Here is a 26,328-nt window from a genome sequence, read left to right as displayed (position 1 = left end):
AAAACCGGACCTGCTGGGGTCCGGTTTTTTTATAACCGCGCGGGAATAGTCGTGTTGGCTGCCGTTTGCGGCCGTACGCCTAAAGTATGGCAGATGGCATAGGTTAAATCGGCGCGATTGAGTGTATAAAAGTGAAAATCCTTCACCCCTTCACGGCTGAGGATTTTTACCATGTCCATGGCAATGGACGCGCCGACCATTTTGCGTGTTTCGGCGTCGTTGTCCAGCCCTTCAAACATGCTGGTCATCCAGTGCGGCACCTTGACATTGGTCATGGCGGCGAAACGCTGCAGCTGCTTGAAATTGGACACCGGCAGGATGCCGGGTACGATTTCAGTATCAATACCGGTCGCCACGCAGCGATCGCGAAAACGCAGGTAGCTTTCCACATCGAAAAAGAATTGGGTAATCGCCCGGCTGGCGCCGGCGTCCACTTTCTTTTTCAGGTTGATCAAATCCGACTGCGCGCTTTTCGCCTCCGGGTGAACCTCGGGGTACGCGGCCACCGAGATATCGAAATCGCCGACTTTTTTCAGCAAGGTCACCAAATCGGCGGCGTACATGGCGGGGGCGCCGCTGCCGGGCGGCAAATCGCCGCGCAGCGCCACGATATGGCGAATACCGCTGTGCCAATAGTCTTCGGCGATTTTTTTCAGCTCGTCCGGCGTCGCATCGATACAGGTCAGGTGTGGCGCGGCGTCCAGGCCGGTGCGTTCCTTGATATCCTTGATAATGCTATGGGTGCGATCGCGCTCGCCTGAGTTGGCGCCGTAGGTCACCGAGACAAAGGTGGGTTTCAGGGCGCTTAGCCGGTCGATGGACTGCCACAGCGTCTGCTCCATTTCACTGGTGCGCGGAGGAAAAAACTCAAACGAGACGTTGATGCTGCCCTGTAATTCGGCCAGGTTTTGGTTCAGGGCTTCCCGCTGATTGGCGTGAAAAAAACTCATACCTTTTCCTCTTAACGCATGTAAGGGTTTACTGGAGACACTACGCTGATGACGGTCCATTGCGGTCTGTTATTTGTGCGTCTATACGTTTAGACGGCTAAATAGAATTTGACGGAAATTGTTAGCAGAGTCAACAAAATCATGAGGGGGAGTGGGGAGTAATCTTCACTTAATGTGAAAAATATTCATGTTGCGCACACTTGCCCTGCTCAACCGGTACCCGGCCTTTATGCTGCCGGGCCGCGCTTTCTTCTATCAGCCTGGCAACGCGGGTATTTCCGCGGGACAACGCCATTTTATGCGCGGACCATTCGCCGCTATTTTGGGCATCGATATTTATCCCCGGGCATGAGAGCAACAGGCGGGCGGCTTCCCATGAACCCCGCAAGACCGCAAAATGCAGGGCGGTATTCCCTTGACCGTCACATCTGTTCACGTCGATATTTTTACCTAATAGATCCGGCAAGATATCAATATTGTCCCGGATAATGGCGATATGCAATAATAATCCGCCCTTGTGATTATTCTGGTACCACGCCATATCATTTCCAGCCAACATTCGGCGGACCATACCGTTTTCTTTCTTGATTATCGCTTTCATTAAGGCGGTATTACCATAATAATCAACTGCGTCAATATCGGTCATTCCATTTCTACAAATGAGATCTAAAATATCAAAATCACCGCCATGAACAGCAAAATGGAGGGCGGTGGATCCGGCCGCATCTTCCTCCAGGAGATGAAATATGAAATCCATTTCCCCATAACTGCGATTATTCCCATTACTGTTGACAGCATTGTAGCTTTTATTTATTTCAATGCCGGTTCTATTAAGCAAAGCGTTAACCTCAAGGCATTGGCCTTTTTTTACCGCCATGATCAAGGGCGTGAGTCCGGCCCGGTTTATGGCATTGACATTGACTCCCTCCACCTTGAGCAGGTAATCCATTACGCTGGCACTGTTAGCGTTAATCGCCCCGTGCAGCAGGGTGTTGCCCGTTTCAAGATCGATGATGCCGCCCAAGGGTTCGCCGAGACCGTCGAGAGTGCGCAGTGCGCTGACATCGCCTCCGGCAACCATTTGAAAAATCACTTCCGCCTTGTTTTTTCCATCTAACAATTTTAATACCCGCCGGGCCTCCGCCTCAAAGACCGGCGTGGTACCCGATACCCTAAGCAAATCCTGCATGGGTAAATAACTCAACATTTTGGCGACGATTTCATTGGGCAACCGATCAAAAAATAGTTCACTGTCGCTATTTTTGGCATTAATACATGATCTTAATCCATTATTATTAATGTCATGTTTTGGCCTAATAGTATGAGATTCTTGAGAGATATTATTTACTTCTGAATACACCTGATGGACTCCATTCATCATGCAACAATTCCTTATTTACTAATGTTGATTTACAAAAATGATGTTTCTAAATTGGCAAATTGATGATATCTGAACAATAGGATAATTTAAAGTATCAAACAAAATCAACAGAATATCTGTGCTAACGTTATGTCTCATTTCATTAAGCGGATGCGGATACTGTGCGATGAAAGGTGATGTTAAGCAGCAGGATACGGGCGGAGTTCTCCGCCCGTGAATGGCATTATAATAATTGCGCCAACCGGTTCAAATCCGATTGAATGGCGCCGGCGGTAACATCCCGCCCCGCGCCCGGCCCGCGGATCACCAGCGGGTTATCGCGATACCAGCGGCTTTCGATGGCGAACACATTATCGCAGGGCAGTAAAGATGCCAGCGGATGCTCCGGACGCACCGCCTCAACGCCAACCCGCGCCTTGCCATTGGCGTCAAAACGCGCCACATAGCGCAGCACCAGACCCATTTCATTCGCTGCCTCCAGACGTTGGACCATTTGTTCATTAAGGGCATGGCCGTCCTCAAAGAATTGATCCACCGATCCGGGCACGTTGTCGGGTGATACCAGCGATTCCACCCGCACCTGGTTCGGCTCGATTTCATAACCCGCTTCGCGCGCCAGAATCACCAGCTTGCGCATCACGTCCTGGCCGGATAAATCCACCCGCGGGTCGGGTTCGGTCAACCCTTGTTGCCAGGCCTGTTCGACCAGTTCGGTAAAGGGCACCGTGCCGTCAAATTGTAAAAACAGCCAGGAAAGAGTGCCGGAAAAAATGCCGCTGATGGACAATATGCTGTCGCCGCTGTCGCGCAGGTCGCGCACCGTATGGTTGACCGGCAGGCCGGCGCCCACGGTTGCGTTATATAACCAATGACGGCCGGTCTTGGCGAAGGCGTCGCGGATTTGGCGGTAGTTATCGCCGCTGGAGGCGCCGGCCAGCTTGTTGGCGCTGATAACGTGAAAACCATAGCTGGCGAAATCCAGGTATTGGTCAGCCAGCGCTTCGCTGGCGGTGACGTCCAGCACCACCAAATCATCATAGGGATGGGCGCGCATCCATAAAAACAGATCTTCCGGCTCCTGCTCGACGGCTTCATCATTAAAGAAGGCCAGCGCCCGGCTGGCGTTCAGCCCGTCATAGCTGAGCAGGCTGCGCCGGCTGTCCACCACGCCGCTGAGGATAAACTCAAAACCGGTGCGCGCCGACAGGCTTTCCTGCTCGCGGGCAAACAGCTCCAGCCAGCGTGAGCCGATATTGCCTTTGCCGAATAGGATCAGGCCAATCCGCTTTTCGGCGCGAAACAGCGACGTATGTAAACCCTGCACCACATGTTCGGTGGGACCGATGCGCAACACCGCCACCAGACTGATGCCGTCTTCCGCCTGCCAGAAAAATTCCACCGGCTGGTATTTCAACTGTTGATAGAAGCGGTGGCAGTGCAGCGGATTTTTGGTGACGCCCGCGCCGACCATCGCCACCAGCACCAGGCCTTCGCGCAGCCTGAGTTCGCCCGGCAACTGAGCCTGTTGCAGAGTCTGGAACACGCTGTGAACCAGCTCGGAGGTATAGCACAGCTGCAACAGACGCCGATCGCGATGAACGCCTACCGCCAGCGGCTTGATTTGCGCGCGTTTTAAGGCCAGATCGAGTTCTTTTTGCGCCAGGGAAAAATCGTGCTGCGGCGCGATGGTCAGCTCGATCAGACAGACATCGTCATGGCTGGTGACGATTTTCGCCCCGGTGCCGGAGGCCAGCACCCGTTCGATACGGGTCGATCCCTGTTCCGGCTGATAGCTGCAGCGCAGTAACAAATCGATATCGCTGCCCGAGACCGGCTGCAGGGTACGGGTATGCAATACCGGCGCCGCCAGGCGCGCCAGTTCGCTGGCTTCGTCCAGGCGCAGCAGGGGCAGCAGGCAGGCATCCTTTACCTTGCGTGGGTCGGCGCTGTAGACCCCGGCCACGTCGCTCCAGATGGTTACCCTGGCCACACCGGCCAGCGCGCCGATTTGCGTGGCGGAGTAATCGCTGCCGTTGCGCCCAAGCAACACTGTATCCCCTGCCTGGTTGCGACAGATAAAGCCGGTCACCACCAGACGTTTGCCGGGGTATTGCGCCAATAGCTGCTGCATTAAAGGCCATGACAGCCCTTCGTCGACCTGCGGCTGGGCGGCGTGCTCGGCGCGCAGGAAATCCCGCGCGTCCAGCCAGACCGCTTCCATATCCTGGCGGTTGAGAACCGCCGCCATAAGACGCGCCGACCAGATTTCGCCGTGGCCGACCACCTCCGCGTAAACGGCATCGGTGACCGCGCCGTCCAGCAATACCGCCAGACGTTCCAGATCGCGGATAAATTCCGCCATCATCGGTTCAGCAAGTTCGGGCGGCAGCAGGCCGGCGAACAGCTGCTGCTGGTAGCGGCGCAGGGTCTGCTGAACCTGATGCGCGGAAAGACGATCGGTCTGGCTCAGTTTGAGCCAGCTTATCAGCTGGTTGGTGGTGGAACCGGCCGCGGAGACCACCATCAAATCACCGGGTTGGCTGTAGTCGGCCATAATGCCGGCGACCCGTTGGTAACACTTTACATCGGCCAGGCTGCTGCCGCCAAACTTGTGCAGTTGCCTGCCGGCCAAGCGTACCGTCGTTCCCAGAGCACTCATACCTACCTCTTCGCCGCCGCCTGGAAAGCCTGTTCCAGATCGGCAATTAAATCTTCGCTGTCTTCGATGCCAACGGACACCCGCAATAATGTTTCTGATATACCGGCCGCGGCGCGCGCCTCGGGCGCCATGCCCGCATGGGTCATGGTGGCGGCATGGGAAATCAGGCTTTCCACCCCACCGAGGGATTCCGCCAGGGTGAACAATTCCAGGCTGGACAAGAAGCGCCGCAGCACTGATTCATCGCCGTTCACTTCAAAACTGAGCATGGCGCCGAAGCCTTTTTGCTGGCGACGGGCGATTTCATGGCCCGCGTTGTCGGGCAGGCCGGGGTAATATAATTTTTTCACCAGCGGCTGCTGCTGCAAATAGGCGACAATCTCCAGGGCATTGCTTTGCTGCTGGCGAATGCGCGGCGCCAGGGTACGGATGCCGCGTAATAAAAGGTAGCTGTCGAAGGCGGCGCCGGTCACGCCGATGTTATTGGCCCACCAGGCAAGCTCGGTGGCGTGCGCCGGATCGTTGGATATCACCGTGCCGGCCACCACATCCGAGTGCCCGTTAAGATATTTGGTGCAGGAGTGCACCACCAGATCGGCCCCCAGGGCCAGCGGCTGCTGCAGCGCCGGGCTCATAAAGGTATTGTCCACCACGCACAAGGCGCCGGCCTGATGGGCGAGCTGGCAAATCGCGGCAATATCCACCACCCGCAGCAGCGGGTTGCTGGGCGTTTCGATCAGCACCAGCTTGGGTTTCTCGTCAAGCGCCGCCTGCAACGCCCGCTCATCCCCCTGATCGACGAATTTGACCCGGTACGCGCCGCGTTTGCTCAGGCTGTCAAACAGGCGATAGCTGCCGCCATAACAATCATGCGGCGCCACCAGCAGGTCGCCGGGTTGCAAAAATACCGTACAGACAAGATGTATCGCCGACATACCGCTGCTGGTCATGACCGCGCCCGCGCCGCCCTCCAGTTCCGCCAACGCGCGCTGAACCACATCGCGGGTCGGGTTACCGCGCCGCGAATAATCATGAACGCGCGGCTGGTTGAAATCGGTAAAGTTATAGGTGCTGGAAAGGGTTATCGGGGGAACGACGCAGCCGAACTGTTCATCATTATTCAACCCGCTGCGAACTGCGATGGTGGCCTGCTTGCGCGTCATGTATCCGCATCCTGAATGTGTGCGTGAGTTTGAAGGTCAAAGAGTAAACCGCCCGGAGATAGACGTCAATACATCTGGACATCTAAACTTCTTTGCGTATAGATTGAGCAATGCATTAATAACAGCTAAAATTATGCGGGTTTTAAGTGTTAAAATCTAACTGACTTTTTACCGTAGTCGCCCGGCAAGGTCGAGGGCGGGGTGATAGGAAAAGTTGATAAGTCGCAAAATAAGCGGACACCAGGTAGTGGGAAACGGACGGATACGGCATAATCTGCTCGTTTTTAGCATATTATTCATTTGATGAGAGTTAAGGTATCCCATGGCGGAATGGAAAGGTGAGTATGTCAGCCCTTATGCTGAACATGGTAAAAAAAGTGAGCAGGTCAAAAAAATCACGGTATCCATTCCGCTGAAGGTTCTGAAAATCCTTACCGACGAAAGAACCCGGCGGCAGGTCAATAACCTGCGGCATGCCACCAACAGCGAACTGCTTTGCGAGGCGTTCCTGCATGCGTTTACCGGCCAGCCATTACCTGACGATAACGATTTACGTAAAGAGCGTAGCGACGAAATCCCCGAGGCGGCCAAGGAACTGATGCGCGAAATGGGCATCGATCCGGACACCTGGGAGTACTAGCCGCGCCCAGTCACGGTCAGCGCGTAGTGAAAGCTTCGCGCTACCTGTGTTCTCCCCAGGCGAATCGTTGTCGGCATACACCCTGCCAGGCATAAATCCCTGTGCCGTCGCAGCCTGCCGGTTATTAACTGACGGGCATTAACGTATTAAGCGAAGCCCTTCTTTCACTCTCGCTGGTGATAAATAGAAAAAAATCATTAAAAATCAGTTAAATAAATTTCCTCGCCAGCGGAGGCCTTCCGGGGCGGGCCTTTATCGCCCAAGGGCGGCGATAAAAAAGGCTGAATTCCCTTTGGTAACCATTATCATAAAAGCCTTACTTCACATGGGCTTAATACTATGAATACGCTTCATTTTGCTTTACCCGGCATCCCTGTTCCGATTCTTTTTTTCTCAGCCCAACGTCCATCGTCTCCTGCCCCTCCCCCTGTGTCGCTTCAACGTTTCGTCAGCAAAATACAATCGATTTCGCCATGCCCGGATAACATGTCTTGTAAAAATATCGACCCGCCTCCAGTGTCATCGTTGGCCGCCATGCCCTCCGAAATCAAGGCCGCTATTTTCAGTTACCTGGACTTGGCCGATTTACTTAGCATGGCGGAATTGGGAGGTCTCTACCGGGACGAGGCGTTGTTTGCGTTGCGGGGCATTAAAAAAGAGACGCGGGAGCGGCAAATATTTGCGCATATCCGCTGTGGAGACAAGAGGATAGTGCCCTTTTGCCAAGCCACCGCGTCGCATAGCGCCACGCTTGATAACCAGACCATGGCGTTGAATATAGCCACGCTCAATGAAAAAAAACATGGCAGGACGCTGTTAATGGAAGCGATCTGGTTTAATCATTCCGCTATCGTCAAACAACTGCTTGCGCTGCCGGGAATAGATGTCAATGCCGCCGATTGGAATAACTTCAGCGTTCTGCATTTTGCCGCCCTGATGGATAATGAAGCTATCAGCGCTCAATTGCTTGCCCAACCCGGCATCAATATCCACGCCGGTAACAATCTCGGTTCTACGGCGCTGCATTGCGCCGCTGCGTTCGGCCATGTCTCTATGATGAAGTTATTGCTGGCAAGACAAGAGATTGACGCTAACGCCCCTGATAATCTTGGCGCGACCGCGCTGCATTATGGCGCCCTGGCTCTCGGCCACGAGCATTTTGTTGAGTCCATACTTGACAATAAAATAGCGGTGATAGGGCAATTGCTGAACACGACGGGCATTGATGTGAACCATTGTGATAACGATGGCCGTACGCCCCTGCACTTCGCGGTCAGCGAGGGTCTCGGCCCCATCGTACAACGATTGCTGGCCGCGCCCGGCATTAACGCTAACGTTGTCGACAACCTCGGCTGGACGGCCTTGCTGAGCGCGCTGGCGTTATCTCATACCGATATCGCCGTTTGCCTGATTGAGTTGCCGGAGATCGATATCAATATCGCCCAGGCTGAAGGCTGGACTGCGTTGCATTATGCCGCGACCCGAGGCGATACCCTGCTGGTAGACAGGCTATTGCGCAAGCCCGATATCGAGATCAATGTGCGCAGGGATGACGGATGGACCCCGTTACATTGCGCCGTGTTCAATGGCCATGCCCAGACGGTAAAACGATTGCTTGACGAGCCGGCTACCGATATCGAAGGCTTTGATTATGGCTGTAACGCATTGTTCTATGCAAAAATCCAGCGCAATGGCGCAATCATCGAGTTGCTGAAGCAAGCTGTCAAAAGAAAGGTTCGGGCAGGCGCGGCGCGTTTATAAAGGAGGTCACAATAAAACGGGGAAGAGAACACGTGCCCACCCGTTAAAAAACCAAGCCCCAACCTGACGGCCGGGGCTTGGTTAACGGGCAAAAGTCACGCCGGGTGATCTTTCTATTGTCGGTCAGTTGATTATTTTTTGCTGACCGGAACGCTGAAACGCTTGTTGAAGCGATCTACACGTCCACCGGTGTCCGCAACGCGTTGTTTGCCGGTATAGAAAGGATGGCAAGCGCCGCACACGTCCAGGGTTATATCGTGGCCCAGCGTGGAGTGGGTCTTGATAACGTTACCGCAAGAACAGGTTGCAGTAATTTCTACATATTTAGGATGGATATCTTTTTTCATGGAAAACCTCGTCGTAAGGCCGCGTCGCTATCCAGTCTTCTTCCGCCGGACACCACGCGAATGGAGTTGAGTTTCTCTAATGCCGAATAGCACCAAAGGCGGCGAATCATACAGAATGCCACCGGGCTTTGCAAACACATCCGTGCATTGAAGGCGACACAGTGTACACTATCAGCGCATTTTTTCCACCCTGGATGATCCAATGCCTGTTGTTCACGTTGCGTTACCGGTGCCATTGGCACGCACCTTCGATTATCTTTTGCCCGGCCATCTGCATCCCGCGATGGGCGGACGCGTGCGTGTTCCATTTGGGCAACGTCATGCCATCGGCATCGTCACCGGCATCAGCGAAGAAAGCGAATTGCCGTTGGATAAGCTGAAAAGCATCAGCGCCGTGCTTGATCAACATTCACTGTTCCCGCCAAGTCTGTGGCGCATTCTGAATTGGGCCATTGGTTATTATCACTACCCCGTCGGCGAAGTGTTGTTCCATGCGTTGCCGGTATTGATTCGCCAGGGCAAGCCGGCGGAAATGACGCCGTTATGGCAATGGTTCGCCACCGAACAGGGGCGGGCGACGACGCTTGATAGCTTGAAACGGGCGCCGAAACAGCAGCAGGCGCTGGGAGCCTTGTTGCAAGGCCCGGTTTACCGGCATCAGGTGGCTGAGCTCATGTTGGCCGACAGCGCGTTGCAGGCCCTGCGCGCCAAAGGGTTAAGCGATTTGCGTTCCAGCCCGGTCGCCGGCAGCGACTGGCGCGACGGCTATCGGGTCGAGGGGGAAAGGTTGCGGCTAAACACGGAACAGGCCACCGCCGTCGGCGCGATCCGCAGCGAAGACGATCGGTTCGCCGCCTGGCTGCTGGCCGGGGTTACCGGTTCGGGTAAAACAGAAGTCTATTTGACGGTGCTGGAAAATATTTTAGCCAACGGCAAGCAGGCGCTGATTCTGGTGCCGGAAATCGGCCTGACCCCGCAGACCATTGCCCGCTTTCGCGAACGCTTTCACGCGCCGGTGGAAGTACTGCATTCCGGTTTGAACGACAGTGAGCGCATGGCGGTCTGGCTAAAAGCGCGCAGCGGCGAGGCGGCGATTGTCATCGGCACCCGCTCGGCGCTGTTTACGCCCTTTGCCCGCCTGGGCATTATCGTTATCGACGAAGAACATGACAGCTCTTATAAACAGCACGAGGGCTGGCGTTACCATGCCCGCGACCTGGCGGTATTCCGTGCGCGCGAAGAAAACATCCCCATTGTGCTGGGGTCGGCGACGCCCGCGTTGGAGACCCTGTATAACGTCCAGTTGAAAAAGTACCGCAACCTGACGCTCGGCAAACGCGCGGGCAACGCCCGGCCGGCCACGCAGCAGTTGCAGGATCTAAAAGGACTGGCGCTGACCAACGGTATGTCGCAGCCGTTGCTGAACAAAATGCGTACCCATCTTGATGCCGGTAACCAGGTGCTGCTGTTCCTGAACCGGCGCGGTTTCGCCCCGGCGTTGCTGTGCCACGAATGCGGATGGATCGCCGAATGCCAGCGCTGCGATCATTATTATACCCTTCACCAGCAGCAGCGCCTGATGCGTTGCCATCATTGCGATAGCCAACGGCCGATCCCCAATCAATGCCCTCAGTGCGGTTCCACCCAACTTGTGCCGGTTGGCCTCGGCACCGAGCAACTTGAAGAAACGTTGGCGGCATTATTCCCCACCACCCCCATTACCCGCGTCGATCGCGACACCACATCGCGCAAAGGCGCGCTGGAACACCATTTGGCCGAAGTGCAAAAAGGCGGCCCCCGGATTTTAATCGGTACCCAAATGCTGGCGAAAGGGCATCATTTCCCCGACGTCACGCTGGTGTCGCTGCTGGATGTGGACGGCGCGCTGTTCTCTGCGGATTTTCGCTCCGCGGAGCGGTTCGCGCAGCTTTATACCCAGGTTTCCGGACGCGCGGGGCGCGCGGGCAAACCGGGCGAAGTGTTTTTGCAAACACACCATCCCGATCACCCGTTACTGCAGGTATTGCTGCATGAAGGATATATGGCCTTTGCGCTACAGGCGCTGGCCGAGCGCCAGACGGTAATGTTGCCGCCGTTTACCAGCCATATCCTGTTTCGCGCGGAAGACCATGACAATCAGCAGGCCCGGCTGTTCCTCGAACGCCTGCGCCAACTACTGGATGCCAGCCCGCTGCGCGACGAAGCCACGTGGCTGATGGGGCCGATTCCGGCGCTGCTGCCCAAACGCGGCGGACGCTTTCGCTGGCAATTGCTGTTGCAGCACCCATCCCGCGCGCAGTTGCAACGGCTGGTCGCCGCCAGCCTGCCGCTGGTCGGCACCATGACTCAGGCGCGCAAGGTAAAATGGTCGCTGGATGTCGATCCGATGGATATTTAATCCTGTCGGGGTTATCAGTATTTTGCGGGCCGCATTCGGATAATATTCAAAGTGAGTACCGGACCGATCTTTTTAGTAACTCAAGTAACGCACTATCTGATAGAAAGGACGGGCCTGGAAAAAATGGAACCTTCTTGTGCCGACGTTCGCGTCCGTCACAATCCCAGGCGCTCACGTTGGCGGCCGCGGAACACCCTATGGGAACATGCGCGATGAAGCTGTGTTCGTCTATTGCGCTGACATCAGGAGAAAGATGTGCAACCAAAAAAGTTTGCCGGCATAGCGACCATGAAGGATGTGGCGGAAAAAGCCGGCGTGTCGACGGCCACGGTTTCCCGGGCGCTGATGAATCCGGAAAAGGTCTCGGTCACGACGCGCAGAAAAGTCCAGCTCGCCGTGAGCGATGTCGGCTATTCCCCACAGCCTCTCGGCCGCCAGGTAAAACGCAACGAAACCCGTAACCTGCTGGCGCTGGTGCCCGATATCTGCGATCCCTTTTTCTCTGACATCCTGCGCGGCATCGAGGAAACCGCCGATGAAAACGGTTATCTGGTCTTGATTGCCGACTGCGCCCATCAGCGGCCACATAAAAAAAGCTTTAGTGATTTGATCATTGCCAGGCAGATAGATGGTATGTTGCTGCTAGGATCCGGGCCGCCGTTTGCCATTGATATCGAGGAACAGCAAAACCTGCCGCCGATGGTGATGGTCAATGAGTTTGTCCCGGAGCTTGCATTGCCCACCGTGCATATTGATAATCTTACCGCGGCCTATGAGGCGGTGGATTATCTGTTCAGCCTTGGGCACCGGCGTATTGCCTGTATTAGCGGGCCGGAGCATCTGACGCTTTGCCATTACCGGGTACAAGGGTATATTCAGGCGCTGCGACGCCATGGCATCCCCGCCGATGACCATGTCGTCATCCAGGGCGACGTCAGTTTCGAGGCCGGCGCGGCGGGACTGAATGCATTAATGTCGCGAACGTATCCGCCTACTGCTATCTTTTGTCACAGTGATATCATAGCGTTCGGCGTTTTGTCACAGGCGAAAAAAATCGGGCTGCACGTGCCGGGCGATCTGTCCCTGGTAGGCTTTGATGATATTACGCTGGCGAAATTCTGCGACCCGCCGTTGACAACCGTGGCCCAGCCGGGCTATGAGCTCGGGCGCGAGGCGCTTTTGTTACTCTTGCAACAGCTCAGGCAACAGGCGGTAGCGAATACCTCCCTGCTATTGGATAGCAAACTGATCGTCCGGGGCAGTACCGCCGTGCCCCGCATAAAACAAAACGCGCTTTAGGATTACAGGCGCTAGTCAAATTTTATTGCCTTCAGTAACATGACGGGCTGGTTACTTTCTCAAACTTAGCGAAACGACAGTGGCACAAAGAGACTATGTAGGCCGTGGAAGGACAAATACGCGGCGCAAAAAAACCAACAGTCGAAAAAAACGCTCCTCTTCCGGCATTTCTAAGACCATGATCGCATTGGCGGTCGCCTTATTGATTACGTTTGTCGGCGGTCTCTACTTTATTGCCCACAATAAGACGGAGGAGGCGGTCATCCTGCCAAGCCACGGCAACCATACCAGCAACGGTCTGCCGCCCAAACCGGAAGAGCGCTGGCGCTATATAAAAGAACTGGAAAACCGCCAGATAGGTGTGCAAACGCCTACCGAACCCACGGCGGGCGGCGAAGTGCAAACACCGGCCCAATTGACCGACGAGCAGCGCCAGCTTCTTGAGCAGATGCAGGCGGATATGCGCCAGCAGCCGACCCACCTCAATGAAGTGCCTTATAACGACCAGGTGAAAACACCGGCGGCGAATCACCCCCGTAACCAGCAGAACCAACAGAACCAGCCATCGTTCCAGGCGGCGCCTGCGCCGCGTCCGGCGCTCGGCGCCGTCACGCCGGTACAACCCCGCCAGGTCTTTTCCGCGCCGGTAGAACAACAGCAGCCGCGTCCGGCGCCGGCCGCCCAGCAGGTACAGCAGCCGGCCCGCCAGGCGCCGGCCGTACAGCAGGTACAGCAGCCGGCCCGCCAGGCGCCGGCCGTACAGCAGGTGCAGCAGCCGGCCCGCCAGGCGCCGGCCGTACAGCAGGTGCAGCAGCCGGCCCGTCAGGCGCCGGCCGTACAGCAGGTGCAGCAGCCGGCCCGTCAGGCGCCTGTGACCGCCATACAACCGGAGCCGCAGCCGAAAGCGGAAGCCCGCGCCGAACCCAAGGCGGAACCCAAGGCGGACAAAGAACCGGCTGAAAAAGCCCAACGCTGGCTTATCCAGTGCGGTTCGTTCAAAGCGATGGATCAGGCCGAGTCTATCCGCGCCCAGCTCGCCTTCGGCGGGATTGAAAGCCGGATCACCAGCAATGGCGGCTGGAATCGCGTCATGTTGGGGCCTTATTCCACCCGCGCCGGCGCCGATAAGTCGCTGCAGAATTTACGCGCCTCCGGGGTATCAAATTGCATCCCCATCGCCAGTGGGGGTTGAAAACCCCTAATCCCACCCCATCTATACATTCAATATGTCTCATACTAATTATGAGGCGTTTGAATCTATAGTTACCGGAGGGTTGCTCGTGACAACAATCGTAAGCGTACGCCGCAATGGCAGTGTGGCCATCGGCGGCGACGGCCAGGCCACCCTGGGTAATACCGTGATGAAAGGGAATGTGCGCAAAGTCCGCTCGCTTTACAATGATCAGGTTATAGCGGGTTTTGCCGGCGGCACCGCGGATGCCTTTACCTTATTTGAACTGTTCGAGCGTAAGCTGGAACAGCATCAGGGCCATCTGACCAAGGCGGCCGTGGAGTTGGCCAAAGACTGGCGCACCGATCGCATGTTACGCAAGCTGGAGGCCATACTGGCGGTGGCGGATGAGAGAACGTCGCTCATCATTACCGGCAACGGCGATGTTATCCAGCCGGAAGACGATCTGATCGCTATTGGTTCCGGCGGCCCCTATGCCCAGGCCGCCGCGCGCGCCCTGCTTGATAACACCGAGCTTGGGGCGCGGGATATAGTAGAGAAAGCATTGACGATTGCGGGGGACATCTGCATTTACACCAATCAATTCCACACTATTAAAGAATTAACCTCCAAAGTGAAGGAACCTGAAAATGTCTGAGATGACTCCACGTGAAATCGTCAGCGAACTGGACGGCTATATCATCGGTCAGCATAACGCGAAACGCGCCGTCGCCATTGCGCTGCGCAACCGCTGGCGCCGCATGCAGCTGGACGAAGCACTGCGCCACGAAGTGACGCCGAAAAATATCCTGATGATAGGCCCGACCGGCGTCGGTAAAACCGAAATCGCCCGTCGCCTGGCCAAGCTTGCCAATGCGCCCTTTATCAAGGTTGAAGCCACCAAATTTACCGAAGTCGGTTACGTCGGCAAAGAGGTTGACTCGATTATCCGCGACCTGACCGATGCGGCGGTAAAAATGGTGCGCCTGCAATCCCTGGATAAAAATCGTCAGCGCGCTGAAGAACTGGCGGAAGAACGTGTGCTGGACGTGCTTATTCCCCCGGCCAAAAATAACTGGGGCCAGCCGGAAGAAGCCACCGAGTCCTCGCCGGCGCGGCAGAACTTTCGTAAAAAATTGCGCGAAGGCCAGCTTGACGATAAAGAAATTGAAATAAACCTGTCCGCCGCGCCGATGGGCGTTGAGATCATGGCGCCCCCGGGAATGGAGGAAATGACCAATCAGCTGCAATCCATGTTTAAAAACCTGGCCGGACAAAAACAAAAGCCGCGTAAAATAAGCATCAAGGAAGCGCTGAAGCTGCTGGTTGAGGAAGAGGCGGCTAAGCTTGTCAATCCGGAAGAACTGAAAGAGCTGGCCATCGAAGCCGTCGAGCAGCACGGCATCGTGTTTATCGATGAAATTGATAAAATCTGCAAGCGCGGCGAAACATCCGGCCCGGATATTTCCCGCGAGGGCGTGCAACGGGATTTGCTGCCGCTGGTGGAAGGTTGTACCGTCTCCACTAAGCACGGCATGGTAAAAACCGATCATATCCTGTTTATCGCCTCCGGCGCGTTCCAGGTGTCCAGTCCGTCGGATTTGATTCCGGAGCTACAGGGCCGGCTGCCGATTCGCGTTGCGCTTGAAGCGCTGACGACCAACGACTTCGAGCGTATCCTGACCGAACCGAGCGCTTCACTGACGATTCAGTACAAAGCGCTGATGGCCACCGAAGGCGTCAGCATTGAATTTACCGCCGACGGCATCCGCCGCATCGCCGAGGCCGCCTGGCAGGTTAACGAACGCACCGAGAATATCGGCGCCCGTCGCCTGCATACCGTGCTTGAGCGATTAATGGAAGATATTTCCTACGACGCCAGCGAATGGGATGGTAAAACAATTACAATTGATGCAGATTATGTTCGTAGCCATCTGGATGAGCTAATATCTGATGAAGATTTGAGCCGATTTATCCTGTAAACGCCACTGGATAGACGACATCCGCAATGGGAGGCTCCGGCCTCCCGTTTTTTTTGCCAAAACCGGGTATTACACATAAGATTCGTTAATTATGAGCGAAACCGTCACTATCAGTCCGACCAAAGCCTGGATGGTCAGCCTGCGTTTGCGCACGCTGCCGCTGGCGCTGGCCTCCATCGTCACCGGCTCGGCGATCGCCGGCTGGCAAGGCCATTTCAAACCCGGCGTCGCGCTGCTGGCGCTGCTCACCGCCGCGCTGCTGCAAATCCTGTCCAACCTGGCCAATGATTATGGCGATTCCGTCAAAGGCAGCGACGATCATGGCCGCATCGGACCGTTGCGCGGTATGCAAATGGGCGTTATCACCCGCGAGCAGATGAAACTGGCGTTGATTATCGCCATCGCCCTATCGCTTATTTCTGGCGCGACGCTCATTGCCATTGCCTGCGAAAAACCCGCGGATATCCTGGGATTCCTGGCCCTTGGCATTTTGTCGATTATCGCCGCCATTACCTATACCATGGGCACCCGCCCTTACGGTTATATGGGGCTTGGCGATCTGTCGGTGCTGATTTTTTTCGGCTGGCTCAGCGTCGGCGGCAGCTATTATTTGCAAATCGGCGCCTTCCATACCATCGTGATGTTGCCGGCCACCGCCTGCGGACTGTTGGCGGCGGCGGTATTGAATATCAATAACCTGCGCGATATTGAATCCGATCGCCTGGCCGGGAAGAATACCCTGGCGGTGCGTCTCGGGCCGCTGCGGGCGCGTTATTATCACGCGGGCCTGCTGGCGTGCGCGGTGTTATGCCTGGCCGTTTTCACCCTGCTCGAGTTGCGCAACCTGGTGGGCTGGCTGTTCGCCCTGGCCGTGCCGGCGCTGTATATGCAGGCGCGTTATGTCCTGCACGAACCTGACCCGTCGGGCATCCGGCCCATGCTTGAAAAAACCGTCAAATGCGCCTTGCTTATCAATATCCTGTTTGCCGTCGGGTTGTTGTTTAGCTAAACGTTTTCTGACGCGCATCAAGTTAACAATTGATGATTTTGGCAACTGGCGCGAGAACGCGATATACTTTGCGCTCCAGCGGCAAACCGACGTAAATCCTATGAAATACGATACTTCAGAACTATGCGACATTTATCATGAAGACGTGAATGTTGTTGAACCTCTCTTCAGCAATTTTGGCGGGAGGACATCGTTTGGCGGGCAGATCGTTACCGTGAAATGTTTCGAGGATAATGGTTTGCTTTATGACGTGCTTGAAGAAAACGGACTGGGCCGCGTATTAGTCGTCGACGGCGGCGGTTCGGTCAGGCGCGCGCTGATTAATGCCGAGCTGGGCATGCTTGCGGCGCAAAACGAGTGGGAAGGCATCGTGGTCTACGGCGCGGTGCGTCAAGTGGACGATCTCGAGGAGCTCGATCTGGGCATCCAGGCCATGGCCGCCACGCCGGCGGGCGCCGCGAGCGAGGGTATCGGCGAGAGCGATATCCGGGTCAATTTTGGCGGGGTCACCTTCTTTTCCGGCGATCATCTTTATGCCGATAATACCGGCATCATCCTGTCGGAAGACGCCTTAGACCTCGAATAACCCGCCGCGGCGCACAAAAGGGCGATCGGGTATCGCCCTTATTGCCGCCGGCCAAGCGGCGTTAAACCTCTTCCATTTTACTGAGCAATGCGCGCAAACGCTCTTGCCATACGCCCTGCTCCTGCTTTAACTGCTCGTTTTCAGTTACCAGCGATTCACGGTTGCTGGACGCTTGCGAAATCTCCTGAGCCAAACTGTTGTTTTTCTCCTTCAATTCTTCAATTTCCATTTGCAACAGCGTGATGGTATCTATCGCCTGCTGTACCTTCGCTTCTAATTTTTCAAATACTTCAAAAGCCATTTCAGCCCCCTTAAGCCTACAAGGTGTAATCGTGAATGTGAGCCACACGCCTGGGTGTAGCCCTGTAGCCGTCTTTGCGTCAGCAGCGCAAAAGCGCGTGTCAAAATGCCTTTGGTACAGTCCGGTGAGGGGATTTTAAGTAGCCCTACCCCTGGTGTCCAGCCGCAATCGCCCAAACGGCCGAATAAGACGGTTGTTATTGTACGCTATCAAGCCCGCGGGGCGGGGTAAGTTTTCCCGCGCATTGCATGCCCGTTTTGGCAATTAACATCCTCTGTTAAAAAAGGTGATAGCCAGCACACAGATATTTTGTCCTTTTCAGTCTAAATTAAGCGAATACGCTCATTTTTATGACGTACTGCACACAATTTGATTTCGATATTTCTCGTTTCTGCTCGTTAACGATAAATTTACAACATACCTACATGTCTTACTAGGTTAGATTTGATTCGGTAAGCAGACATGTCCTCGGCTGCTACTTCACTTTTCGCCAGCAGGAAAAGATTATGAGCCAACAACGAACTCCAACATTGAAAGGCCAATGCATAGCTGAATTTTTGGGAACCGGGTTACTGATTTTCTTCGGCGCCGGGTGCGTCGCCGCCCTGAAACTGGCCGGCGCCAGTTTCGGCCAGTGGGAAATCAGCATTATCTGGGGCCTGGGCGTCGCTCTGGCCGTGTATCTCACCGCCGCCGTGTCCGGCGCCCACCTCAACCCGGCGGTTTCCATCGCCCTATGGCTGTTCGCCAGCTTCGAAGGTCGTAAAGTCTTGCCCTATACTATTGCCCAAATGCTCGGCGCGTTCTGCGGCGCGGCATTGGTCTACGGCCTTTATTACAGCCTGTTTTTCGATTTTGAACAGACAAACCATATGGTGCGCGGCAGCGTGGAAAGCCTGCAGCTTGCCGGCGTGTTCTCCACCTACCCCAACCCCCATATCACCGTTATCCAGGCGTTTTTAGTGGAAACGGTTATCGCGGCCATCCTGCTCTGCCTGATCCTGGCCCTGACCGATGACGGCAACGGCATCCCCCGCGGCCCGCTGGCGCCGTTGCTGATCGGTCTCCTGATCGCGGTAATCGGCGCTTCGATGGGTCCGTTGACCGGATTCGCCCTTAACCCCGCCCGTGATTTCGGTCCCAAGGTGTTTGCGTTCCTGGTGGGCTGGGGCAAAGTGGCCTTTACCGGCGGACGTGAAATCCCCTACTTCCTGGTGCCGCTGATTGCGCCTATTGTCGGGGCCTGCCTGGGCGCCTTTATCTATCGTTCGCTGATTAGCCCTTATCTTCCTTCTAATATTGTTGAGGATGGCCTGGAGGAGACACGCTCGCCAAACGCCGCCAATTCCGAACGTAAAGCATAATGCTTACCATGTGAATTATAACTTTTGCAGGAATCAATTATGTCATCAGATAAAAAATATATTGTGGCTCTCGACCAGGGAACAACCAGCTCCCGCGCCATTGTCATGGATCATGACGCCAATATCGTCAGCGTTTCGCAGCGCGAATTCACCCAGATTTATCCCAAACCGGGCTGGGTGGAACACGATCCGATGGAAATCTGGGCATCGCAAAGCTCGACCCTGGTGGAAGCCCTGGCCAAGGCCGATATCCGTTCCGACCAAATCGCCGGCATCGGCATCACCAACCAGCGTGAAACGGCGGTGGTCTGGGATAAGGAATCCGGCAAACCCGTCTACAACGCGATTGTCTGGCAGTGTCGCCGCACCTCGGATATGTGTGAAAAGTTAAAGCGCGACGGCCTTGAGGATTATGTGCGCAAAACCACCGGGTTGGTTATCGATCCCTACTTCTCCGGCACCAAGGTGAAATGGATCCTGGACAATGTCGAGGGCGCCCGGGAACGCGCCAAACGCGGCGAACTGCTGTTCGGCACCATCGACACATGGCTTATCTGGCGCATGACGCAGGGTCGGGTGCATGTCACCGACTATACCAATGCCTCGCGCACCATGCTGTTTGATATCCATAAACTGGAATGGGACGACAAGCTGCTGGAAATTCTGGATATTCCCCGCTCCATGCTGCCGGACGTGCGTCCCTCGTCCGAAGTTTACGGGCAGACCAATATCGGCGGTAAAGGCGGCACCCGTATTCCTATCGCCGGCATCGCGGGCGATCAGCAGGCCGCGCTCTACGGGCAGCTGTGCGTGCAGCCCGGCATGGCCAAGAATACCTACGGCACCGGTTGCTTCCTGCTGATGAATACCGGCACCAAGGCGGTACAATCCAAACACGGGTTGCTGACCACCATCGCCTGCGGACCGCGCGGTGAAGTCAATTACGCCCTGGAGGGCGCGGTGTTTGTTGCCGGCGCCGCCATCCAGTGGCTGCGCGACGAGCTAAAACTGATAAGCGACGCCACCGATTCGGAATATTTCGCCACCAAGGTGAAGGATACCAATGGGGTGTATGTGGTACCTGCGTTTACCGGCCTGGGCGCGCCGTATTGGGATCCCTATGCGCGCGGCGCGATATTCGGCTTGACCCGCGGCGTTAACGCGAATCATATTATTCGCGCCACCCTCGAATCCATTGCCTTCCAGACCCGGGATCTGCTCGATGCCATGCAGGCGGATTCCGGCGCCCGCCTCCAGTCCCTGCGGGTGGACGGCGGCGCCGTGGCCAATAACTTCCTGATGCAGTTCCAATCCGATATCCTCGGCACCCGCGTCGAGCGGCCCGAAGTGCGGGAAGTCACCGCCATGGGCGCGGCTTATCTGGCCGGCCTGGCCGTGGGCTTCTGGAACGATGTGGAAGAAGTCAGGAGCAAGGCGGTAATTGAACGGGAATTCCGCCCGAGCATTGAAACGGTGGAACGCAACGTTCGCTATAGCGGCTGGAAAAAGGCGGTTGAACGCGCCCGCGCGTGGGAAGAACGCTCGGACGAATAAGGCCCCGGACGGCGCGTTTTATCCTGGCCGCATTGCGTCGCGGTTCCGCCGCCCGGAATGCGCGCCAGGTGTGATAAACTTTGCGATAAACTTCTCTTGATTGAAAACGCAAGGTTTAACATGAAACGTGAATTAGCCATCGAATTCTCCCGTGTAACCGAAGCCGCCGCGCTGGCGGGCTACAGCTGGCTGGGCCGCGGCGATAAGAACGCGGCCGATAATGCGGCGGTCCAGGCCATGCGCATTATGCTCAACCAGGTGCGGATCGACGGGCGTATTGTCATTGGCGAAGGCGAAATCGACGAAGCGCCGATGCTGTATATCGGCGAAGCCGTCGGCACCGGTGACGGAGACGCGGTGGATATCGCGGTGGATCCCATCGAAGGCACCCGAATGACGGCCATGGGCCAGGCCAATGCGCTGGCGGTCTTGGCGGTGGGGGAAAAAGGCGCCTTTCTGCACGCGCCGGATATGTATATGGAAAAGCTGGTGGTCGGCCCTGATGCCAAAGGCGCAATCGATCTTAACCTGCCCCTGGATGAAAATCTGCGCAACATTGCCCGTAAACTGAATAAACCCCTGTCGCGGCTGACCGTGGCCATCCTGGCCAAACCCCGCCATGATGAATGCATCGCCGGTTTACAGCGGCTTGGCGTGCGCGTTTTTACCGTTCCCGACGGCGATGTGGCCGCTTCCCTGCTTACCTGTATGCCGGATAGCGAAGTGGATGTCATGTATGGCATCGGCGGCGCCCCTGAAGGGGTTATCTCGGCGGCGGCCATCCGCGCGATGGACGGCGATATGCAGGGCCGGTTATTACCCCGCCATCAGGTCAAAGGCGATAACGAGTCGAATCGCCGCATCGGCGCCGATGAACTCTCGCGCTGCGCCGCCATGGGCATCAGCGCCAATACCGTGCTGACGCTTAACGATATGGCGCGCAACGACAACGTGGTTTTTTCCGCCACCGGGATCACCAAAGGAGATCTGCTCAGCGGCATCACCCGCAAGGGCAACCTGGCCACCACCGAAACGCTGCTGATTCGCGGCAATAGCCGCACCATCAGGCGCATAGCCTCGACCCATTACCTCGATCGCAAGGACATCGCCCTGCATCCCTTTATTCTTTAACCCCGGATTTTGCCCCATGGCATCATTTGCAAAACGAATTGTTAACAATTAACGTCGCCATGCTGGATGCCGCTACCGAATTAGCCGATAATGACGCGTTCGCGGCCCGACGGGTGATGCCGGCAAAAGCCGGCGTTTAGCGGGTCCGCCATCATCATCAGCCGCTGTGACAGAGTGGGGAATCGTTAGCCGGTCCGGGTACCGGCCGGAAAGAACAAGGGGAAAATGCGTTATGGCAGAATGGGTAACCGGGAAAATCATACATGTGGAACACTGGACTGAGAGCCTTTTTAGCTTAATCGTTAAAGCCCCCGTTGATCCTTTTACCGCCGGACAATTCGCCAAACTCAGCCTGGAAATCAACGGCGAGCGTGTCCAGCGCGCGTATTCTTACGTCAACGCGCCGCACAGCGATAACCTGGAATTTTACCTGGTGACGGTGCCCGAGGGTAAGCTCAGTCCTCCGCTGCACGCCTTGCGGCCGGGGGATTCGCTGATGGTAACCAAAGAGGCCGCCGGTTTTTTTGTCCTGGACGAAATCCCGCAATGCGAAACGCTTTGGATGCTGGCGACCGGTACGGCACTGGGGCCTTTTCTGTCCATCCTGCAGCAGGGGGAAGGGCTGGAACGCTTCAAGGATATCGTACTGGTGCATGCGGCGCGTTTTGCCCGGGACCTCAGCTACCTGCCGATGATGCTGGAGCTGCAACAGCGTTTTAACGGCAGGCTGCATGTCCAGACCGTGGTCAGCCGCGAAGAGATTCCCGGCTCGTTGACCGGCCGCGTTCCCGCCCTGATAGCCGACGGTTCCCTTGAAACCGCGGTCGGGCTACCGTTGAATGCCGAAACCGGGCATGTGATGTTATGCGGTAATCCGCAAATGGTCAGGGATACACAGCAGATATTAAAAGATACGCGCGAGATGCGTAAGCATCTGCGCCGCAAACCGGGTCATATTACCAGCGAACATTACTGGTAAGAGCCATGCGTTTTTTTTCCGGGTGATGCCAATGGGAAGCAACAGGCAGTGAATATCAAAAACCGCGCCGCTCTCGCGGCCCTATTGCTGGCATTGCCATCATGGTCGGTGATGGTCGCGGCGGCCGAAACCACGGCCGATACGACCGCGCCCTATCTGCTGGCCGGCGCCCCGACATTTGATCTGACGGTAATGACGTTCCGCGAGCAATTCAATACGCACAATCCCGCCCTCCAGATAGGCGAGTTCCGGGCTATCGACAGCCGCAGCGACGGCATGAACCTCACGCGCGCCGCCAGCAAAATCAACGAGACGCTCTATGCTTCCACCGCCCTGGAAAAGGGCAGCGGCAAGATCAAAACCTTGCAACTGACCTACCTGGCGGTGGAAGGGGGCAGCGAAAAAGCGGCGCGCACCGTGGCCCTGAGTTATATGGCCGCGCTGCTGCGGGAATTCGAACCGGCCTTGACGGCGTCGCAGAGCAACGCCCGGGTGGCCGACCTGCTGGCCAAAGGTAAAGGGTCGCGCTTTTTCCAACAGTCCTGGGGCGCCTTGCGTTACGTGGTGGCCGACAATGGTGACAAAGGTCTCACTTTTGCCATAGAGCCGGTTAAACTCGCCTTATCCGAACCCTGAGCGGCCGCGGTTTCATGACAAAAAACAAAGCCACCGCGGCGCTTTCTCTCTATACTGGGGGCAGGTAATACTGTCCCCGGGGCAGTCAATTTTTTTGTTTCGCGTTCCCTATTGGAGATTTTAAAATGCGATATCCGTTAGTAATGGGTAACTGGAAGCTGAATGGCAGCAAGCATTTGGTTAACGATCTGATCGCCGCGCTGCGCACGGAATTAAACGGCGTGACCGGCTGCGGCGTGGCTATCGCGCCGCCGGTGGTGTATCTGGAACAGGCCAAGCGTCAGCTTGCCGGCAGCCAGCTGGCGCTGGGCGCGCAAAACGTCGATACCAACCTTTCCGGCGCGTTTACCGGCGAAGTTTCCGCCGACATGCTCAAGGATATCGGTGCGAAATATATCATTATCGGCCACTCCGAGCGGCGCACCTATCATAAAGAGAGCGATGAGCTTATCGCCGAGAAATTCGCGGTCCTGAAAGAAGCGGGCCTGATCCCGGTATTATGTATCGGCGAAACCGAAGCGGAAAACGAAGCCGGTGAAACGGAAGCGGTTTGCGCCCGCCAGCTTGACGCGGTATTGAACGCCATGGGCGCCAAAGCCTTTGACAACGCGGTTATCGCCTACGAACCCATCTGGGCCATCGGCACCGGTAAATCGGCCACCCCGGCGCAGGCCCAGGCGGTGCATAAGTTTATCCGCGGCCATATCGCCAAACACGACGAAGCCGTGGCGGAACAGGTTATTATCCAGTACGGCGGCTCGGTGAATGCCGGCAACGCGGCGGAACTGTTTACCCAGCCGGATATCGATGGCGCGCTGGTAGGGGGCGCTTCGCTTAAAGCAGACGCCTTCGCGGTGATCGTTAAAGCGGCGGCGCAAGCCAAAACAGCCTGATTTAACCTGGCGGGCGGGTTCACGGCGCGTTAACCGGCCCTGCCATCATGCGTTATCTATCAGATCAACCGGAACCGGGTACAAAACCCCGCGTTTCCGGTTTTTTTTCGGCGCCATGACAGCGCAACGGCCTTCTGCATGACTCAGCGTTGGCCAACCGACGCGCGCGCCACCAGCTCGGGGGTCAGCACCAGCACCTGAGGTTCGGTATCGGGATGTTCCAACCGGTAAAGCAGGGTGTCGATTGCCAACTGCCCCAGCGAGTCTTTCGGCTGGTTGATGGTGGTCAATGGCGGGGTAAGGTATTTTGCCAGCTCAATGTCATCGTAACCGATGACCGCCATGTCCCCCGGCACCGATAGCCCGGCCTGGTACAGCGCCTGGTAGACGCCCACCGCAACCGCGTCATTGCCGGTAAACACCGCGTGCGGCGGCTCGGTTAAGGATAACAATTGTTGCATCGCGCTCACGCCGCCGCCAAATTCGAAATCGCTGAAAACCTCATAACCGGCCGGAACCGCCAGCCCGGCGCGCTCCATGGCGAGGCGATACCCCTGCAGACGGTGGCGCGCGGTGGTTTTATCCTGCGGACCGGAAATACAGGCGATTTTACTGTAGCCGCGCGAAATCAGATATTCAGTGGCCAGGCAGCCGCCCAATAACGAGTTGTCCTGGATAATATCCAGCGCGTCCTCAAACGGCGTCCAATCCATCATGACAATCGGTAAAGAGGGATAGCGGCGCAGCGCCAGGCGGGAGGGCCGGTTATTTTCGGTGCACATGATAAGCAGTCCGTCGACGCGTTTTTGCAGCAGCGTCTCCATACTGCGACTCATGCGATCGGCATCTTCTTCGGTATTGCACAGGATAAGGCTGTAGCCGCGTTCGTAGCAGCTGCGCTCGACGCCGTGCACCACTTCGGCGTAAAACGGGTTATTGCTGGAGGTAATCAGCATTCCGATGGTGCGTGTCTGGTTGATCTTCAGACTGCGGGCCAGGGCCGAGGGCGCGTAGTTAAGCTGCTCCACCACCGCCAACACCTTATCGCGCACCTTATCGCTGACAAAACGGTTGTTATTGATCACGTGCGATACGGTGGAGGTGGAAACGCCCGCCAGACGGGCAACATCCTTCATGGTGGCCAAATAAGCTCCTAACCCTGTAGAAAAGCGTCGATTTCGTCACGCCAGGGAATTGACGGCTGCGCCCCCGCACGGGTAACCGCCAGCGCGGCGGCGGCATGGGCGAACCTGATGGCGCTATCCATGTCCCGGTCTTCCAGCAGCGCGGTCATCAGCGCGCCGTTAAAGGTGTCTCCGGCGGCGATGGTATCCACCGCCCTGACCTTGAATCCGGGCACCAGTTTGCCGTTGCCGCGCTCGCTTAGCCACACGCCGCGGCTGCCAAGGGTGATAATAACCGTGGCGATGCCTTTGTCATGTAAAATCAGCGCGGCGCGAGCGGCGGCGGCGTCATTGTCCACGGCGACGCCGGTCAGTTGCTCCGCCTCGGTTTCATTAGGGGTTATGATATCCACCAAGGCCAGCAATTCGTCCGGCAGCTGACGCGCCGGGGCCGGGTTCAATATCACCCGGGTCTGGTGATCCCGCGCCAGACGGGCGGCGGCGATCACGGTTTCCAGGGGGGATTCCAACTGCATCAATAATGCCGAGGCATTGATGACCCAGGGTTCGAAGCGGGCCAGGTAGGCCGGGGTTACCGCGGCGTTAGCGCCGGGATCGATGCCGATGATATTTTCGCCTTGGCCGTTGACAAAAATCAGCGCCACGCCGGTGCTGGCGCCCGGGCTTGGTTCCACGGGCACAATATCGATGTGGTCCGCCTGCAGCTGCCGGCGAATCCGCGCGCCGATATCATCCTCGCCCACACAGGCGATAAACGCAATGTCCGCGCCGCTGCGGCCGGCGGCCACCGCCTGATTAGCCCCTTTGCCGCCGAACGCCACCTGATAGTGGTTGCCGACCACCGTTTCACCGGGACGGGGAAAGCGTTGAAGATTAAGTATATGGTCCGCGTTAATGCTGCCGAGAACCACCAGCTTTTTTATTGCCATAGCCTGTTTCCTGGTTAGACGCGTTATCGCCGGCGCGCGGCGATAACGCA

Annotated in this window: 23 protein-coding genes; 15 read left to right on the top strand and 8 right to left on the bottom strand. The window is 56.5% G+C overall.

Features of this window, described 5'->3' with window-relative positions; all coding sequences use genetic code 11:
- Positions 1–29: 29 nt before the first annotated feature.
- From metF to metB, 4 genes are all read right to left on the bottom strand, one after another.
- Positions 30–950 (bottom strand): methylenetetrahydrofolate reductase, encoded by a 921-nt coding sequence (gene metF, locus VGC33_RS18005; RefSeq protein WP_331122147.1) that lies wholly within the window; start codon positions 948–950, stop codon positions 30–32.
- Positions 951–1,119: 169 nt separating this feature from the next.
- Positions 1,120–2,331 (bottom strand): ankyrin repeat domain-containing protein, encoded by a 1,212-nt coding sequence (locus VGC33_RS18000; RefSeq protein ID WP_331122146.1) that lies wholly within the window; start codon positions 2,329–2,331, stop codon positions 1,120–1,122.
- Positions 2,332–2,554: 223 nt separating this feature from the next.
- Positions 2,555–4,990, bottom strand: a complete 2,436-nt coding sequence (metL, locus tag VGC33_RS17995; RefSeq protein WP_331122145.1) for a bifunctional aspartate kinase/homoserine dehydrogenase II — start codon at positions 4,988–4,990, stop codon at positions 2,555–2,557.
- Between the two features lie 2 nt (positions 4,991–4,992).
- Positions 4,993–6,153 carry a cystathionine gamma-synthase gene (gene metB / locus VGC33_RS17990; protein ID WP_331122144.1) on the bottom strand — a complete coding sequence of 387 codons (1,161 nt, stop codon included), beginning with the start codon at positions 6,151–6,153 and terminating at the stop codon, positions 4,993–4,995.
- A 322-nt stretch (positions 6,154–6,475) separates the two neighbouring features.
- On the opposite strand from metB, the gene metJ reads away from it, so the two are divergent.
- Positions 6,476–6,793, top strand: coding sequence for a met regulon transcriptional regulator MetJ (gene metJ / locus VGC33_RS17985; protein WP_331122143.1), 318 nt, complete (start codon positions 6,476–6,478; stop codon positions 6,791–6,793).
- Positions 6,794–7,132: 339 nt separating this feature from the next.
- The gene (locus VGC33_RS17980) at positions 7,133–8,554 is read left to right on the top strand and encodes an ankyrin repeat domain-containing protein (RefSeq protein WP_331122142.1); all 1,422 of its coding nucleotides are present in this window, start codon (positions 7,133–7,135) and stop codon (positions 8,552–8,554) included.
- Positions 8,555–8,685: 131 nt separating this feature from the next.
- Here the strand turns inward: VGC33_RS17980 and rpmE are convergent, their stop codons facing one another.
- On the bottom strand, positions 8,686–8,901 hold the full coding sequence (gene rpmE, locus VGC33_RS17975) for a 50S ribosomal protein L31 (protein WP_331122141.1): 216 nt from the start codon (positions 8,899–8,901) through the stop codon (positions 8,686–8,688).
- Between the two features lie 202 nt (positions 8,902–9,103).
- On the opposite strand from rpmE, the gene priA reads away from it, so the two are divergent.
- The 7 genes from priA (at position 9,104) to rraA (ending at position 17,346) form a co-directional block, all read left to right on the top strand.
- Positions 9,104–11,299: a primosomal protein N' gene (gene priA / locus VGC33_RS17970; RefSeq protein WP_331122140.1), complete on the top strand. Its 2,196-nt coding sequence runs from the start codon at positions 9,104–9,106 to the stop codon at positions 11,297–11,299.
- Between the two features lie 255 nt (positions 11,300–11,554).
- Positions 11,555–12,598, top strand: coding sequence for a DNA-binding transcriptional regulator CytR (gene cytR, locus VGC33_RS17965; RefSeq protein ID WP_331122139.1), 1,044 nt, complete (start codon positions 11,555–11,557; stop codon positions 12,596–12,598).
- A 79-nt stretch (positions 12,599–12,677) separates the two neighbouring features.
- A complete protein-coding gene (gene ftsN / locus VGC33_RS17960; RefSeq protein WP_331122138.1) occupies positions 12,678–13,790 on the top strand; it encodes a cell division protein FtsN in 1,113 nt (370 codons plus the stop codon).
- Between the two features lie 88 nt (positions 13,791–13,878).
- Entirely contained in the window at positions 13,879–14,427 is a 549-nt protein-coding gene (hslV, locus tag VGC33_RS17955; protein ID WP_331122137.1) for an ATP-dependent protease subunit HslV, read from the top strand.
- Positions 14,420–15,751: an ATP-dependent protease ATPase subunit HslU gene (gene hslU / locus VGC33_RS17950; protein ID WP_331122136.1), complete on the top strand. Its 1,332-nt coding sequence runs from the start codon at positions 14,420–14,422 to the stop codon at positions 15,749–15,751. Before hslV ends, hslU begins: the two co-directional genes overlap by 8 nt.
- A 91-nt stretch (positions 15,752–15,842) precedes the next feature.
- Positions 15,843–16,760: a 1,4-dihydroxy-2-naphthoate polyprenyltransferase gene (locus tag VGC33_RS17945; protein WP_331122135.1), complete on the top strand. Its 918-nt coding sequence runs from the start codon at positions 15,843–15,845 to the stop codon at positions 16,758–16,760.
- Between the two features lie 100 nt (positions 16,761–16,860).
- Entirely contained in the window at positions 16,861–17,346 is a 486-nt protein-coding gene (gene rraA / locus VGC33_RS17940) for a ribonuclease E activity regulator RraA (protein ID WP_331122134.1), read from the top strand.
- A gap of 61 nt (positions 17,347–17,407) precedes the next feature.
- Here the strand turns inward: rraA and zapB are convergent, their stop codons facing one another.
- Positions 17,408–17,647 (bottom strand): cell division protein ZapB, encoded by a 240-nt coding sequence (gene zapB / locus VGC33_RS17935; protein ID WP_331122133.1) that lies wholly within the window; start codon positions 17,645–17,647, stop codon positions 17,408–17,410.
- Positions 17,648–18,153: 506 nt separating this feature from the next.
- Here zapB and VGC33_RS17930 point away from each other — a divergent pair.
- From VGC33_RS17930 to tpiA, 6 genes are all read left to right on the top strand, one after another.
- Positions 18,154–19,011, top strand: a complete 858-nt coding sequence (locus VGC33_RS17930; protein ID WP_331122132.1) for an MIP/aquaporin family protein — start codon at positions 18,154–18,156, stop codon at positions 19,009–19,011.
- 39 nt (positions 19,012–19,050) lie between these two features.
- A complete protein-coding gene (gene glpK / locus VGC33_RS17925; protein ID WP_331122131.1) occupies positions 19,051–20,565 on the top strand; it encodes a glycerol kinase GlpK in 1,515 nt (504 codons plus the stop codon).
- Between the two features lie 120 nt (positions 20,566–20,685).
- The gene (gene glpX / locus VGC33_RS17920) at positions 20,686–21,696 is read left to right on the top strand and encodes a class II fructose-bisphosphatase (RefSeq protein ID WP_331122130.1); all 1,011 of its coding nucleotides are present in this window, start codon (positions 20,686–20,688) and stop codon (positions 21,694–21,696) included.
- Between the two features lie 232 nt (positions 21,697–21,928).
- Positions 21,929–22,675 carry a ferredoxin--NADP(+) reductase gene (gene fpr / locus VGC33_RS17915; RefSeq protein WP_331122129.1) on the top strand — a complete coding sequence of 249 codons (747 nt, stop codon included), beginning with the start codon at positions 21,929–21,931 and terminating at the stop codon, positions 22,673–22,675.
- A 48-nt stretch (positions 22,676–22,723) separates the two neighbouring features.
- Positions 22,724–23,311 carry a DUF1454 family protein gene (locus tag VGC33_RS17910; RefSeq protein WP_414636957.1) on the top strand — a complete coding sequence of 196 codons (588 nt, stop codon included), beginning with the start codon at positions 22,724–22,726 and terminating at the stop codon, positions 23,309–23,311.
- A 125-nt stretch (positions 23,312–23,436) separates the two neighbouring features.
- The gene (gene tpiA, locus VGC33_RS17905; protein ID WP_331122128.1) at positions 23,437–24,204 is read left to right on the top strand and encodes a triose-phosphate isomerase; all 768 of its coding nucleotides are present in this window, start codon (positions 23,437–23,439) and stop codon (positions 24,202–24,204) included.
- A gap of 143 nt (positions 24,205–24,347) precedes the next feature.
- Here the strand turns inward: tpiA and rbsR are convergent, their stop codons facing one another.
- The gene (rbsR, locus tag VGC33_RS17900; RefSeq protein ID WP_331122127.1) at positions 24,348–25,349 is read right to left on the bottom strand and encodes a ribose operon transcriptional repressor RbsR; all 1,002 of its coding nucleotides are present in this window, start codon (positions 25,347–25,349) and stop codon (positions 24,348–24,350) included.
- A gap of 8 nt (positions 25,350–25,357) precedes the next feature.
- Positions 25,358–26,278 carry a ribokinase gene (rbsK, locus tag VGC33_RS17895; protein ID WP_331122126.1) on the bottom strand — a complete coding sequence of 307 codons (921 nt, stop codon included), beginning with the start codon at positions 26,276–26,278 and terminating at the stop codon, positions 25,358–25,360.
- Positions 26,279–26,328: the final 50 nt, after the last annotated feature.

The organism is Acerihabitans sp., from assembly GCF_036398755.1.
Lineage (GTDB): Bacteria > Pseudomonadota > Gammaproteobacteria > Enterobacterales > Enterobacteriaceae > Acerihabitans.
Note: the sequence above shows the minus strand (reverse complement) of the source record. Positions and strands in the feature narration are given on the sequence as shown.

Excerpts from the sequence above, each read along its gene's own strand:
- rbsK (WP_331122126.1), bottom strand. The coding sequence starts at position 26,278 with ATGGCAATAAAAAAGCTGGTGGTTCTCGGCAGCATTAACGCGGACCAT.
- VGC33_RS17930 (WP_331122132.1), top strand. The coding sequence starts at position 18,154 with ATGAGCCAACAACGAACTCCAACATTGAAAGGCCAATGCATAGCTGAA.
- glpK (WP_331122131.1), top strand. The coding sequence starts at position 19,051 with ATGTCATCAGATAAAAAATATATTGTGGCTCTCGACCAGGGAACAACC.
- rpmE (WP_331122141.1), bottom strand. The coding sequence starts at position 8,901 with ATGAAAAAAGATATCCATCCTAAATATGTAGAAATTACTGCAACCTGT.
- rraA (WP_331122134.1), top strand. The coding sequence starts at position 16,861 with ATGAAATACGATACTTCAGAACTATGCGACATTTATCATGAAGACGTG.
- glpX (WP_331122130.1), top strand. The coding sequence starts at position 20,686 with ATGAAACGTGAATTAGCCATCGAATTCTCCCGTGTAACCGAAGCCGCC.
- metF (WP_331122147.1), bottom strand. The coding sequence starts at position 950 with ATGAGTTTTTTTCACGCCAATCAGCGGGAAGCCCTGAACCAAAACCTG.
- VGC33_RS17980 (WP_331122142.1), top strand. The coding sequence starts at position 7,133 with ATGAATACGCTTCATTTTGCTTTACCCGGCATCCCTGTTCCGATTCTT.
- metB (WP_331122144.1), bottom strand. The coding sequence starts at position 6,153 with ATGACGCGCAAGCAGGCCACCATCGCAGTTCGCAGCGGGTTGAATAAT.
- zapB (WP_331122133.1), bottom strand. The coding sequence starts at position 17,647 with ATGGCTTTTGAAGTATTTGAAAAATTAGAAGCGAAGGTACAGCAGGCG.
- hslU (WP_331122136.1), top strand. The coding sequence starts at position 14,420 with ATGTCTGAGATGACTCCACGTGAAATCGTCAGCGAACTGGACGGCTAT.
- metJ (WP_331122143.1), top strand. The coding sequence starts at position 6,476 with ATGGCGGAATGGAAAGGTGAGTATGTCAGCCCTTATGCTGAACATGGT.
- metL (WP_331122145.1), bottom strand. The coding sequence starts at position 4,990 with ATGAGTGCTCTGGGAACGACGGTACGCTTGGCCGGCAGGCAACTGCAC.
- VGC33_RS17945 (WP_331122135.1), top strand. The coding sequence starts at position 15,843 with ATGAGCGAAACCGTCACTATCAGTCCGACCAAAGCCTGGATGGTCAGC.
- tpiA (WP_331122128.1), top strand. The coding sequence starts at position 23,437 with ATGCGATATCCGTTAGTAATGGGTAACTGGAAGCTGAATGGCAGCAAG.
- VGC33_RS18000 (WP_331122146.1), bottom strand. The coding sequence starts at position 2,331 with ATGATGAATGGAGTCCATCAGGTGTATTCAGAAGTAAATAATATCTCT.
- fpr (WP_331122129.1), top strand. The coding sequence starts at position 21,929 with ATGGCAGAATGGGTAACCGGGAAAATCATACATGTGGAACACTGGACT.
- priA (WP_331122140.1), top strand. The coding sequence starts at position 9,104 with ATGCCTGTTGTTCACGTTGCGTTACCGGTGCCATTGGCACGCACCTTC.